Origin of the sequence: Pseudomonas arcuscaelestis (genome assembly GCF_016881005.1) — a bacterium.
Lineage (GTDB): Bacteria > Pseudomonadota > Gammaproteobacteria > Pseudomonadales > Pseudomonadaceae > Aquipseudomonas > Aquipseudomonas arcuscaelestis.
On record NZ_JACOPV010000012.1, the window covers coordinates 150733 to 164006 of the forward strand.

The following is a 13274-nucleotide window of genomic DNA, read 5'->3' on the forward strand; positions in this document are numbered from 1 at the left end:
TATGGTAGACCTGCGGGGACTTGCGGCCTATGCCTCCGCCGGCCTACCTCCAAAGGGGCAGTCAGCCCTGGCGCAGGTGCTCCATGGCCCATACTGCGGCCTCGACCCGCGAGCGCAGGCCCAGCTTGTGCAGCAGATTCTTCACATGAACTTTGACCGTGCCTTCGGTGATCCCCAGTTTGTGGCCAATGACTTTGTTGCTGTAGCCGCTGGCGATGGTCTTGAGCACCTGGCGCTCGCGCTCGGTGAGTTCTACCTCCGGTTGGCGTGGCGGTGAACGCAGCGCCTGGGCCATGACTTGGGTAAGTCCCGGGCTGATCACCAGGGACCCGTTCATGGCATCACGGATGTACTGGATCAGCAGTTCCGGCTCCATGTCCTTGAGCAAGTAGCCGTCGGCGTCCAGGCGCAGGGCGTCACGGATGTCGTCTTCGGCATCGGAGACGGTGAACAGCAGGACCTTGCCGGTATAGGCCTGGGCGCGCAGGTGGCGCAGGGTCTCGATGCCGTTCATCTGCGGCATGTTGTTGTCCAGCAGGACCAGATCCGGTTGCAGCGGCTCGATCATGGCCAGCGCTTCTTCACCATGATTGGCTTCGCCAACGATGTCGAAGTCGTCTTCAAGTTCGAGCATCTGGCGGATGCCGCGACGCATCATGGGGTGGTCATCGACCAGGAGAATACGGCAGCGCACGGGCATGTTCATGAGATGTTTCCTTGTAAGGGTTGCCCGAGAAATTCCGGTCGGAACTCCATCTGGACGAGGGTACCTTGCGGGTCCCTGGAGAGTATTTGCAGGTGGCCGTGCAGGCTGCGAGCGCGTTCATCCATGATGTGCAGGCCATGGTGCTCACGCGGATCACGACTGCCGACGAAGCCGCGGCCGTCGTCTTCGATGGACAGGCGTACGATTTCTCCCTCCTGACGCAACTCCAGCCAGGCGTTCTGGGCGTGGGCGTGGCGCAGGCAATTGGACAGCGCCTCACGGGTGATCTGCAGGATGTGGATCTGCTCGCTGGCTGACAGCTCGAAGGCCAGGTTGTCGACTTTCAGGTGAACCTGGAAATCGCCGCGACGGCTGAATTCCTGGGTGGTGTCCTTGAGGCCCTGGACCAAGCCTGCGTCCTGGATCTGCAGGCGGAAGGTGGTCAGCAGCTCGCGCAACTGGCGGTAGGCATTGTTCAGGCCTTCGCGCAGCTCGGCAGTCACGCTCTCCAGGGTCTCTACCGATTCGCCACGGCGCATCAGGGTTTGCATGCGGCTGACCTGCAGTTTCATGTACGAAAGGGCCTGGGCCAGCGAGTCATGCAGCTCGCGGGCAATAATGGCGCGCTCTTCGAGCAACAGCAGGCGGTGGTCTTGCTCGCGCTGGCGTTTGAGTGACAGCGAGGTGCCGATCAGGTTGGCCAAGGCCTGGATAAGTTGAGTCTCCCAGGCCTGCGGAGCGTGGCCATCGATAAAGTGTGCCTTGAGCTCACCCAGGGTGCTGCCCTGGTTGCTGATGCTGTAGACATGCGGTTTGAGTTGCACATGGCGCTGGCACGTTGCGCAGTCGGTGCTGGCGCAGATTCTGCGGCTGTCGGCGCCATGCAGGGCGAGTAATTGCTGGGCCGGCGCTTGTAATTGGCCCTGCAGGCAAAGCGACAGGCGCAGGCCGGGCAGGCGCTGCTGGAAGCGCCGGATCAGTTCATCCAGACCTTCGGCGTTGGCCAGGCGCGTGGCCAGGCTAGCGCTGCTCTGGTACAGCAACTCCAGCGCGGCGTTGGCTTGTTGCAGGTTCAAGGTTTTTTGCTGGACCTGGGATTCCAGCGTGCGATGGGACTGCTCGATGGTTTCGGCCATGGCGTTGAAGCTGGTGGCCAGTTGACCCAACTCATCTTCGGATTGGTGATTGACCCGAGCCTGGAACTCGCCACGGCGAAAGCGCTGGGTCGCATCCACCAATTCCTGCAGCGGGCTGATAACGCTGCTCTGCAGTTCGTACAGGCCAATGAGCAGGACGATCATGGTGATGAACAGGGCCGCGCCCTGGATCATCTGTTGCCAGGTCTGTTTATGTTCGCTCTGGCGCTGCAGCAAGTTGACGAAATGGTTGAGTTGTTCGATGAAGGGTAGGGCGTTGGCCTGGAATGCCATGGCATCGCCGCGTTCCAGCGCCGGATTCAAGGTGTCGCGCCAGTACGCCAGCAGTTGTTGGTAGCTGGCGTCGACGGCCTTGTTGCTGCCGTCTTCCAGTACGGCCTTCAAGGTCTGGCTATTGAGGCGCTGTTGCAGGCTTTGGCTGACGTGGGCGATTTCATCGGCGTTGGCGCCGGAGGCCAGTTTCCAGCTCAGGCGGTATGTTTCCATGCGCACCGAGCCTGCGGTGTTGATCGCCGCCGCATCACCCTGGCTGAACCAGGCGATCAGACCAGCGCTCAAGGAACTCGCCAGCGCCAGCACGGCGATCAGGATAACGGCGAGACCGGCTCGGGCGGGCAACGAGCTACGCAGCCAGCGGATCATGTCCGCAGGCCGACGAAAAAATGATGGAAAACACGCATGCAGGGCTCCGTTGTTATGACTGCCGATGTTTCTGCAGCCCGTCCCTGGCGTTCTACCTCTAAAGAGTTTCTATCCTTCGAACCAGCCCGAATCCATCGGTGAAAAACGCCAAAACACTGATAAACAACGGGTTTTGAGGTTTTTACTGTCTACCTCGTTGGAGGTAGATGGGTAAAGCATAGACCTGATTCGCTTTTGGGTTCGTTGATCCGTATCAAGTTTTTACCGGGTTCGCCTCTCTAGTCTGCCGCCATTGCTTTTAATCGGGAGACCCAACATGAACCCACCGCGTGTAAGACAAGGCCTGGTTTTAGGCATGAGCACGCTGGCCTTCACCGTCTGCTTCATGGTCTGGATGATGTTTGCCGTGCTGGGCGTGCCGATCAAGGAACTGCTTCAGCTCAATGAGACCCAGTTTGGTTTGCTGGCCGCTACTCCCGTACTGACAGGTTCATTGGTGCGCTTGCCACTGGGGATACTGACCGACCGTTTTGGTGGTCGCATTGTGTTCTTCCTGCTGATGTTGTCCTGTGTATTGCCGCTGTACTTGATCAGCCACGCTACAGCCTACTGGCAGTTCCTGGCACTGGGGCTGTTTGTTGGCCTTGCCGGTGGCTCCTTCTCGGTGGGTATTGCTTACGTCGCCAAATGGTTTGAAAAGGAAAACCAGGGCTTCGCCATGGGCGTGTTCGGTGCTGGTAACGCCGGTTCGGCGCTGACCAAGTTTCTCGCTCCCGCGTTGATTGCAGCGGGTAGCTGGCAGCTGGTACCGAAAGTCTTCAGCGCCATCCTGTTCATTACCGCGCTGTTGTTCTGGTTCCTTACTTCTGACAACAAAGCACACCGCAGTGCCAACGGCGCGACCCTCGCTGAGCAACTCAAGTCGCTGAAAGACCCTGCGGTGTGGCGCTACTGCCAGTACTACTCGATTGTCTTCGGCGGCTATGTAGCGCTGGCACTGTGGATGACCAAGTACTACGTCGAGGAATACGGCTTCACCCTGCAAAGCGCAGCACTGCTGGCTGCCTGCTTTTCACTGCCAGGTGGCGTGCTGCGTGCGGTCGGCGGCTGGATGTCGGATCGCTGGGGCGCTCAGAGCGTGACCTGGTGGGTGCTGTGGGTCAGTTGGATCTGCTTGTTCCTGCTTTCCTACCCACAGACTCAGTTGCAAGTGCAGACCCTCAACGGCCCGCTGGATTTTCATATCGGCCTGAATCCTGTGCTGTTCACCGTACTGCTGTTCATCATCGGCATTGCCTTCGCCTTCGGCAAAGCCTCGGTATTCAAGTACATCGCCAATGACTACCCACAGAACATGGGTGCGGTCTCGGGCATCGTCGGTCTCGCTGGCGGCCTGGGTGGCTTTGTTCTGCCCATCATGTTTGGCGCCCTGGTCGATCTGACCGGCGTGCGCTCCTCGGCTTTCATGCTGCTGTACGGCGTGGTCTGGGTGTCGCTGATCTGGATGTACTTCAGCGAAATCCGCAAACGCCCGCTGCTCGGTAAACAGCCGCAGACGACTTCGAATTCGTTTTCAAGCATTGCCCAAGGAGAAGACCATGTCGGTTCTTAAGAAGCCTGACTCAGGCCCGGTCATACATGACTGGCGTCCTGAGGACCCCGCATTCTGGGGGCGTAGCGGCAAAAAGACTGCAACCCGCAACCTGTGGATTTCCATTCCCGCGCTGCTGTTGGCCTTTGCCGTGTGGATGGTCTGGAGCACGGTGATCGTGCGCCTCAACGCTATCGGCTTTACCTTCACCACTGACCAGTTGTTCTGGTTGGCAGCCTTGCCGGGCTTGTCTGGCGCAACCTTGCGGGTGTTCTACTCGTTCATGGTGCCGATTTTCGGTGGCCGTCGCTGGACTGCAATCAGTACCGCTTCGTTGCTGGTGCCAACCCTGTGGATGGGCTTTGCCGTACAGGACCCAAGCACCCCTTACCACGTGTTCGTGATCATCGCCTTGCTGTGCGGGTTCGGTGGCGGCAACTTCGCCTCGAGCATGTCCAACATCAGCTTCTTCTATCCAAAGTCGCAGCAGGGCACTGCCCTGGGTTTGAACGCCGGCCTGGGGAACCTGGGTGTTTCGGTCATGCAGTTCGCCGTGCCTATGGTGATTACCTTCGGCGTGTTCGGTGTGCTCGGCGGCCAACCGCAGGTGCTCGCCGATGGTACTCAGTTGTGGCTGCAGAACGCAGGCTTCCTGTGGGTGCCGTTCATTGTCGCGGTGACGCTGCTGGCCTGGTTCTGCATGAATGACCTGTCCAGCGCCAAAGCCTCGTTCAGCGAGCAGGCGGTGATTTTCAAGCGCAAGCACAACTGGCTGATGTGCTGGTTGTACCTGGCCACCTTTGGCTCGTTCATTGGCTTCTCCGCTGCATTCCCGATGCTGATCAAAACCTCGTTCCCGGAAGTCAACGCCTTGGCTTTCGCGTTCCTTGGCCCGCTGGTTGGCGCCCTGGTGCGTCCGCTGGGCGGCTGGTTGGCGGACAAGCTTGGCGGCGCACGGGTAACGCTGTGGAACTTCGTGCTGATGATCGTGATGGTCTTCGGCGTGCTGCACTTCGTCCCGCAACCAGGAGTTGCCGGCAATTTCTACGGCTTCCTGGGCATGTTCATGCTGCTGTTCTTCACCACCGGCATTGGCAACGGTTCGACCTTCCGCATGATCCCGGTGATTTTCCGCACCCAGCATGAAAAAGCCGCTGCCGGCAAAGGTGCCAAGGCGCACGAACAGGCATTGAAAGATGCGGGCAAGGAATCGGCTGCGGTGCTCGGTTTCAGCTCGGCGATTGGCGCCTTCGGTGCCTTCTTCATTCCCAAGACCTTCGGCTCGTCGATGGCCATGACCGGTAGTCCGGCGATGGCGTTCTACATGTTCGTCGGTTTTTACCTGAGTTGCATTGTCGTGACCTGGTGGTGGTACGCCCGTAAAGGCGCCGCAACCCCCTGCTGACACGATCTGAATTCAACCTTTGCGTGGGTGGGGCATAGACCCCACAGCAAGCCTGAGAGGAAAGCATCATGAGCCATCTGCTCGATCAACTGCGGTTCTTCAACCGCAAGCAAGGCGAGTTCTCCGAAGGTCACGGGGAAACTCGCAAAGAGTCGCGCGACTGGGAGAACGTCTACCGTTCGCGTTGGCAGTACGACAAGATCGTGCGTTCCACCCATGGGGTGAACTGCACCGGCTCCTGCTCGTGGAAGATCTACGTGAAAAACGGCCTGATCACCTGGGAAACCCAGCAGACCGACTACCCGCGCACCCGTAACGATCTGCCCAACCACGAACCACGCGGCTGCCCACGGGGTGCCAGCTACAGCTGGTACATCTACAGTGCCAACCGTCTGAAATACCCGAAAATCCGCAAGCCTCTGCTCAAGCTGTGGCGCGAAGCGCGTCAGAGCATGGCACCGGTCGAGGCCTGGGCGAGCATCGTCGAGAACAAGGCCAAGGCTGATTCGTACAAGAGCAAACGCGGCATGGGTGGTTTTATCCGCTCCAGCTGGGACGAAGTCACCGAGATCATCGCTGCGGCCAACGTCTACACCGTCAAGCAGTACGGTCCTGACCGGGTAGTGGGCTTCTCGCCGATCCCGGCGATGTCGATGGTCAGCTACGCTGCCGGCGCCCGCTACCTGTCGCTGATCGGTGGCACCTGCCTGAGTTTCTATGACTGGTACTGCGACCTGCCTCCAGCATCGCCGATGGTCTGGGGCGAGCAGACCGACGTGCCGGAATCGGCCGACTGGTACAACTCCAACTACATCATCGCCTGGGGCTCCAACGTTCCGCAGACCCGTACCCCGGATGCGCACTTCTTCACCGAAGTTCGCTACAAGGGCACCAAGACTGTGGCAATCACTCCCGACTACTCGGAGGTGGCCAAGCTCACCGACCTGTGGCTGAACCCGAAACAGGGTACCGATGCGGCCCTGGCCCAAGCGTTCAACCACGTCATTTTCAAAGAGTTCCACCTCGACAAGCCAAGCGCCTACTTCACCGAGTACGCCAAGCGCTACACCGACTTGCCAGTACTGGTGCTGCTCAAGCCGATGCTTGGCACCGCACCGGGCGCGGGCTACCAGCCTGACCGCTTCCTGCGCGCCTCGGACCTGGCTGACAATCTGGGTCAGGAAAACAATCCAGAGTGGAAAACCATCGCGCAGAATGCTGACGGTGAGTTGGTTTCACCGCAAGGCTCGATCGGCTATCGCTGGGGCGAGCAGGGCAAGTGGAACATCCTCGCCCGTGAAGGCGGCGCCGGTCGCGAAATCGACCTGACCCTGAGCCTGATCGGTGGCGACGTCGCCGAAGTAGCCTTCCCGTATTTCGCCGGTGAATCCCACGAGCACTTCCAGCATGTGGCCGGTGATGCCGTGCAGTACCGCCGTGTACCGGTGCGCAGCCTGACCCTGGCCGATGGCAGCCAGGTCAAGGTAGCCACCGTGTTCGACCTGTCGGCGGCTAACCTGGCAATCGACCGTGGCCTGGGTGGCGCCAACGTTGCGCGTGACTACGACGACGCCAATGTACCGGGCACTCCCGCCTGGCAAGAGCAGATCACTGGCGTGAGCCGTGAGAAGGCTATCCAGATTGCGCGCGAATTTGCCGACAACGCCGACAAGACCCGTGGACGCTCGATGATCATCGTCGGTGCGGCGATGAACCACTGGTACCACATGGACATGAACTACCGCGGGCTGATCAACATGCTCATGCTCTGCGGTTGCGTCGGTCAGACCGGTGGTGGCTGGGCTCACTATGTAGGCCAGGAAAAACTGCGCCCACAATGCGGTTGGCTGCCATTGGCCTTTGGCCTGGACTGGAGCCGTCCGCCTCGGCAGATGAACGGCACCAGCTTCTTCTATGCCCACAGCTCGCAGTGGCGCCATGAAAAAATGAACATGCACGACGTGCTCTCGCCCCTGGCTGACAAGAGCCAGTTCCCAGAGCATGCGCTGGACTACAACATCCGCGCCGAACGTGCCGGCTGGCTGCCTAGCTCGCCACAGTTCAATACCAACCCGCTGAAAATCGCTCGCGACGCGGCCGCCGCCGGCATGACGCCCAAGGACTATGTAGTCAAGGGCTGGCAGGACGGTAGCGTGCGCTTTGCCTGCGAACAGCCGGACAACCCGGTCAACTTCCCGCGCAACATGTTCGTCTGGCGTTCCAACCTGCTCGGTTCGTCCGGCAAGGGCCACGAGTACATGCTCAAGTACCTGCTGGGTACTCGCAACGGTGTGATGAACGAAGACATCGGCCAGGTCGGCGACTGCAAGCCGATGGAAGCTGAATGGGTCGACGATGGTGCCATCGGCAAGCTCGACCTGGTGACTACCCTGGACTTCCGCATGTCCTCCACTTGCGTGTATTCCGACATCGTTCTGCCGACCGCTACCTGGTACGAGAAGGACGACATGAACACCTCGGACATGCACCCCTTCATTCACCCGCTGTCGGCTGCCATTGATCCGGCCTGGGAATCACGTTCGGACTGGGAGATCTACAAAGGTATCGCCAAAGCCTTCTCGCGTATGGCCGAAGGGCATCTGGGCATCGAACAGGACGTGGTCAGCGTACCGCTGATGCACGACAGTGTTGGCGAGCTGGCCCAGCCGTTCGGTGGCACTGACTGGAAAACCGCCGGTGTTGCACCTGAGCCGGGCAAGAACGCGCCGAACCTGCAAGTGGTCGAGCGCAACTACCCGAACATCTACAAGCAGTTCACCTCCCTCGGCCCACTGCTGGACAAGCTTGGCAACGGTGGTAAAGGCATCAACTGGGAAACCCAGGAAGAAGTCGATTTCCTCGGCGAACTGAACTACCGCGAGAAAGAAGAAGGTATCAGCCAGGGTCGGCCGAAAATCGATACAGCGATCGATGCTGCTGAAGTCATCCTTTCGTTGGCGCCGGAAACCAACGGTCATGTCGCGGTCAAGGCCTGGGCAGCATTGTCCGAGTTCACCGGTATCGACCACAGCCACCTGGCATTGCCAAAGGCTCACGAGGCCATCCGCTTCCGCGACATTCAGGCGCAGCCACGCAAGATCATCTCCAGCCCAACCTGGTCGGGTCTTGAAGACGAACATGTCAGCTACAACGCCGGCTACACCAACGTTCACGAGAATATCCCATGGCGCACCATTACCGGTCGCCAGCAGTTCTATCAGGATCACCCGTGGATGCAGGCTTTCGGCGAGCAGTTGATGAGCTACCGTCCGCCGGTCAACACCCGCACCATCGCCGGTGTGAAAGGCAAACGTAGCAACGGTGAAACCGAGATCGTCCTGAACTGGATCACTCCGCACCAGAAGTGGGGCATCCATAGTACGTACACCGACAACTTGCTGATGCTTACCCTGAGCCGCGGCGGCCCGATTATCTGGCTGTCCGAGATCGACGCCAAACGCGCCGGTATCGAAGACAACGACTGGGTCGAATGCTTCAACGTCAACGGCGCCTTGACCGCCCGTGCGGTGGTCAGTCAGCGCGTCAAGGAGGGCATGGTGATGATGTACCACGCCCAGGAACGGATCGTGAACGTGCCTGGTTCGGAAACCACCAAGACCCGCGGCGGCCACCACAACTCGGTTACCCGTGTGGTGCTCAAGCCCACTCATATGATCGGCGGCTATGCCCAGCAGGCCTATGGGTTCAACTACTACGGCACGGTCGGTTGCAACCGCGATGAATTCGTCGTGGTGCGCAAAATGGCCAAGGTCGATTGGCTCGACGGTTCGCGCGGCGATGAGCTGCCACGTCCTCTGCCAACCGATATTGAATAAGGAGTGCTGTCATGAAGATTCGTTCACAAGTTGGCATGGTCCTGAACCTGGACAAATGCATCGGCTGCCACACCTGTTCAATTACCTGCAAAAACGTCTGGACCAGCCGTGAAGGCATGGAATACGCCTGGTTCAACAACGTTGAGACCAAGCCTGGTATCGGCTACCCGAAAGAGTGGGAAAACCAGGACAAATGGAAGGGCGGCTGGGTACGCAACAGCAATGGCTCGATCACCCCGCGCATCGGTGGCAAGTTCCGCGTGCTGGCGAACATTTTCGCCAACCCGGACCTGCCTGGTCTTGACGACTACTACGAGCCGTTCGACTTCGACTACCAGCACCTGCACACCGCACCGCTGGGCGATCACCAACCTACTGCGCGGCCGCGCTCGGTGGTGTCTGGCAAGCGCATGGAAAAAATCGAATGGGGCCCGAACTGGGAAGAAATCCTCGGCACCGAGTTTGCCAAGCGCCGCAAGGACAAGAACTTCGACAAGATCCAGGCAGACATCTACGGAGAGTACGAAAACACCTTCATGATGTACCTGCCGCGTCTGTGCGAGCACTGCCTGAACCCAGCGTGCGCAGCTTCGTGCCCGAGCGGTGCGATCTACAAGCGTGAGGAAGATGGCATTGTCCTGATTGACCAGGAAAAATGCCGCGGCTGGCGGATGTGCATCAGCGGCTGCCCGTACAAGAAAATCTACTTCAACTGGAAGAGCGGCAAATCCGAGAAGTGCATTTTCTGCTACCCACGGATCGAAGCCGGGATGCCGACTGTTTGCGCCGAAACCTGCGTTGGCCGTATTCGCTACCTGGGTGTGCTGCTGTACGACGCCGACCGCATCAGCGAAGTGGCCAGCACAGCCAACGAGCATGACCTGTACGAGAAACAGCTGGAGATTTTCCTCGACCCCAACGACCCGGCAGTCATTCGCCAGGCCCTGAAGGATGGCGTGCCGCAGTCGGTGATCGACGCTGCGCAGCGCTCGCCAGTGTACAAAATGGCGGTTGACTGGAAGCTGGCCCTGCCACTGCACCCTGAGTACCGCACCCTGCCGATGGTGTGGTACGTACCGCCACTGTCGCCAATCCAGAACGCCGCCGCCGCTGGCACCGTGGGCATGAACGGGATTATCCCGGATGTCGACAGCCTGCGTATTCCACTGCGCTACCTGGCCAACCTACTCACCGCCGGTGACGAGAAGCCGGTGAAACGTGCCCTCAAGCGTTTGCTGGCCATGCGTGCCTACAAGCGTTCCGAGCAGGTTGAAGGTGTGCAGGACCTGCAAGTGCTCAAAGACGTTGGTTTGAGCGTGAACCAGGTCGAGGAGATGTACCGCTACCTGGCCATCGCCAACTACGAAGACCGCTATGTAGTACCTAGCGCTCACCGTGAAGAAGCAATGAGCGATGCGTTTGCCGAGCGTTCCGGTTGTGGCTTCAGCTTCGGCAGTGGTTGCAGTGGTAGCTCCGACACCAACATGTTCGGTGCCAAGAAAGCCAACCGCCGCGACATCCTCAAAACCGTGCAGTTGTGGGAGGACTGAGTATGCGCATTCTTAAAGTGATTTCGTTGCTGCTCGATTATCCAACCGAAAGTCTGGTGGCCGGACGCGATGAGCTGGAACTGGCCATACATCAGTCGCGGGAAATCAGCCCGAACCAGCGCGGCGCGCTGTTCGAGCTGCTCGAACTGATCTGTAACAACGACCTGATGGATGGCCAGGAGCACTACGGCGCACTGTTCGGTCGTGGTCGCTCACTGTCGCTGCTGTTGTTCGAGCACGTGCATGGCGAATCGCGCGACCGTGGCCAGGCCATGGTCGACATGCTCGCCCAGTATGAAGACGCCGGCTTTGCCATCGGCGTCAAGGAGCTGCCGGACTACATTCCGCTGTACCTGGAGTACCTCTCGACCCGCGACGATCTGGAGGCCCGCGAGGGCCTCGCAGATATCGCCCATCTGCTGGCGCTGCTCGCTGCACGCCTGGAAGAGCGCGAGAGCGGATATGCCAGTTGCTTCCGTGCGCTGCTGCAAATCGCCGGTTCCGAGCCGCATCAAGCGGTGGCTGATCTGCGCGAACAAGTAGCGGCCGAGCAACGTGATGACTCGCTCGAAGCCCTGGACAAAATCTGGGAAGAAGAGGCAGTGGACTTCCTCAAGGCCGAGCAGCAGGAGCGCTGCAGCTCGCTGCCAAGCGCCCCTGGCAAGGCGCGGGAAGAAAGTGCGGTACCGCTGCATTGGGTCGATTTTCAGCAACAAGGGCAGGCCAGCGCGCCGGCCGGGGAGGTGAACAATGTCTAAATGGAATCTGTTGGCGTTCGGGGTCTATCCCTATGTAGCACTGGCTATCTGCCTGCTGGGCAGTTGGGCGCGTTTCGACCTGTCCCAGTACACCTGGAAAGCCAGCTCGAGCCAGATGCTGTCGAGCGGTGGCATGCGTGCGGCCAGCAACCTTTTCCATGTCGGTGTGCTGTTTGTACTGGCGGGGCACTTTGTTGGTCTGTTGACCCCGGCTTCGGTTTATCACCATGTGATCAGCACTGAGAACAAGCAACTGCTGGCAATGGTCTCCGGTGGCTTTTTCGGCCTGCTGTGCCTGATCGGCCTGATCATGCTGATTCACCGGCGCCTGACCAACCCACGGGTTCGCGCCACCTCCAACACCTCGGACATTCTGATCCTGGTGGTGTTGCTGGCGCAGCTGGTACTTGGCCTGCTGACCATTGTTGCCTCTACCGGCCACATGGACGGCTCGGTCATGGTGATGCTGGCTGATTGGGCACAGAACACCGTGCTGTTGCGTCCAGTGGAAGCGGCGGCAGCCATTGCCCCGGTCAGCCTGGTGTACAAGCTGCATGTGTTCCTGGGCCTGACCCTGTTCGTGCTGTTCCCCTTCACCCGTCTGGTGCACATCGTCAGCGCACCGATCTGGTACCTGGGACGGCGCTATCAAATCGTTCGGCAGAAAATCTGAGGAGACAGTCATGTCAAGCGGATGTGGATGTGGCGGCGGTAGTGGTGGTGGCGGTGGTTGCGCCTCTTCATCGGTGCAGGAACATGTGCCGAGCGTGGAGCCGGTGGTCGTTGAGGCCGAGTCTGCGGCCCAACTGATCGCCAGCAGCGAGCAGGAATGGCCGATCATCAGCGTCAATGAAGTGCCGGTCAGTGCCCAGGCCATGGCCCAGGAACTGCAGTATCACCCGGCAGCCGATCGCGAGGAAGCGGTGTTCATGGCCGCCCGCGCACTGGTGATCCGCGAGCTGTTGCAACAGCGGATCGCCGAGCTGGGCTTGACCTTGCAGGTTGGCCCTGGCGATAACGAAGAAGAAGCGGCCACGCGTTTGCTGTTGGAGCGTGAGGTGCAGGTGCCCGAGTGTGACGAGGCGACCTGTCAGCGTTACTACGAAAGCAACCGCGGGCGCTTCCACAGCGCACCGTTGCTGGCGGTGCGGCACATTCTGCTCGAGTGTGCGCCGGACGATGCCGAGGGACGCAGCGAGGCACTGACTCAGGCTGAAATCCTTCAGCAACGCCTGGCGCAGTTTCCCGAGCAGTTTGGTGAACTTGCACTCAAATACTCTGCCTGCCCGTCCAAGGCTCAGGGTGGTGAGTTGGGGCAGATCAGCAAGGGCCAGACCGTGCCTGAGCTGGAACGTCAGTTGTTCACCCTGGCCCAGGGGCTGGCTGACAAACCGTTGGAAAGTCGCTATGGCTGGCACGTGCTCAGCGTCGACCAGCGTATCGAAGGACAGCAGTTGCCCTATGAGGCGGTAGCAACAGCCATCCGTACTCAGTTGCAGCAAGGTGTCTGGCAAAAAGCAGTGGTGCAATACCTGCAAACGCTGATTGGTGCTGCGGATATCCGCGGTATTCAGTTGCAGGGTGCCGATTCGCCGCTGGTGCAGTAACCGGTTCGACAAGGGGAATGTG

The 13274-nt window shown here is 59.7% G+C and carries 9 protein-coding genes; 7 read left to right on the plus strand and 2 right to left on the minus strand.

Annotation, left to right across the window (positions count from 1 at the left end; genetic code table 11):
* Nucleotides 1-61: 61 nt before the first annotated feature.
* A complete protein-coding gene (gene narL / locus H8F21_RS19390; RefSeq protein ID WP_136475682.1) occupies nt 62-706 on the minus strand; it encodes a two-component system response regulator NarL in 645 nt (214 codons plus the stop codon).
* Complete coding sequence (locus H8F21_RS19395) at nt 703-2505, minus strand: HAMP domain-containing protein (protein ID WP_203478453.1); 1803 nt, start codon at nt 2503-2505, stop codon at nt 703-705. The genes narL and H8F21_RS19395 overlap by 4 nt, the downstream gene beginning before the upstream one ends.
* A 316-nt stretch (nt 2506-2821) precedes the next feature.
* Between H8F21_RS19395 and H8F21_RS19400 the strand changes: the two genes are divergently transcribed.
* From H8F21_RS19400 to H8F21_RS19430, 7 genes are all read left to right on the plus strand, one after another.
* Nucleotides 2822-4117: an MFS transporter gene (locus tag H8F21_RS19400; protein WP_203478451.1), complete on the plus strand. Its 1296-nt coding sequence runs from the start codon at nt 2822-2824 to the stop codon at nt 4115-4117.
* Entirely contained in the window at nt 4104-5501 is a 1398-nt protein-coding gene (locus tag H8F21_RS19405; protein ID WP_203478449.1) for a NarK family nitrate/nitrite MFS transporter, read from the plus strand. The genes H8F21_RS19400 and H8F21_RS19405 overlap by 14 nt, the downstream gene beginning before the upstream one ends.
* Before the next feature lie 68 nt (nt 5502-5569).
* Entirely contained in the window at nt 5570-9337 is a 3768-nt protein-coding gene (locus tag H8F21_RS19410) for a nitrate reductase subunit alpha (protein WP_203478447.1), read from the plus strand.
* An 11-nt stretch (nt 9338-9348) separates the two neighbouring features.
* Nucleotides 9349-10887 carry a nitrate reductase subunit beta gene (gene narH, locus H8F21_RS19415; RefSeq protein ID WP_203478445.1) on the plus strand — a complete coding sequence of 513 codons (1539 nt, stop codon included), beginning with the start codon at nt 9349-9351 and terminating at the stop codon, nt 10885-10887.
* A gap of 2 nt (nt 10888-10889) precedes the next feature.
* On the plus strand, nt 10890-11645 hold the full coding sequence (gene narJ / locus H8F21_RS19420; protein WP_136475688.1) for a nitrate reductase molybdenum cofactor assembly chaperone: 756 nt from the start codon (nt 10890-10892) through the stop codon (nt 11643-11645).
* Nucleotides 11638-12318, plus strand: coding sequence for a respiratory nitrate reductase subunit gamma (narI, locus tag H8F21_RS19425; RefSeq protein ID WP_203478443.1), 681 nt, complete (start codon nt 11638-11640; stop codon nt 12316-12318). Before narJ ends, narI begins: the two co-directional genes overlap by 8 nt.
* Before the next feature lie 10 nt (nt 12319-12328).
* On the plus strand, nt 12329-13252 hold the full coding sequence (locus H8F21_RS19430; protein ID WP_203478441.1) for a peptidylprolyl isomerase: 924 nt from the start codon (nt 12329-12331) through the stop codon (nt 13250-13252).
* Nucleotides 13253-13274 lie beyond the last annotated feature (22 nt).

What these genes read in the sequence shown, in the direction of transcription:
- H8F21_RS19400 (WP_203478451.1), top strand. Translation starts at nt 2,822, where the DNA reads ATGAACCCACCGCGTGTAAGACAAGGCCTGGTTTTAGGCATGAGCACG.
- H8F21_RS19410 (WP_203478447.1), top strand. Translation starts at nt 5,570, where the DNA reads ATGAGCCATCTGCTCGATCAACTGCGGTTCTTCAACCGCAAGCAAGGC.
- H8F21_RS19395 (WP_203478453.1), bottom strand. Translation starts at nt 2,505, where the DNA reads ATGATCCGCTGGCTGCGTAGCTCGTTGCCCGCCCGAGCCGGTCTCGCC.
- H8F21_RS19405 (WP_203478449.1), top strand. Translation starts at nt 4,104, where the DNA reads ATGTCGGTTCTTAAGAAGCCTGACTCAGGCCCGGTCATACATGACTGG.
- narL (WP_136475682.1), bottom strand. Translation starts at nt 706, where the DNA reads ATGAACATGCCCGTGCGCTGCCGTATTCTCCTGGTCGATGACCACCCC.
- H8F21_RS19430 (WP_203478441.1), top strand. Translation starts at nt 12,329, where the DNA reads ATGTCAAGCGGATGTGGATGTGGCGGCGGTAGTGGTGGTGGCGGTGGT.
- narH (WP_203478445.1), top strand. Translation starts at nt 9,349, where the DNA reads ATGAAGATTCGTTCACAAGTTGGCATGGTCCTGAACCTGGACAAATGC.
- narI (WP_203478443.1), top strand. Translation starts at nt 11,638, where the DNA reads ATGTCTAAATGGAATCTGTTGGCGTTCGGGGTCTATCCCTATGTAGCA.
- narJ (WP_136475688.1), top strand. Translation starts at nt 10,890, where the DNA reads ATGCGCATTCTTAAAGTGATTTCGTTGCTGCTCGATTATCCAACCGAA.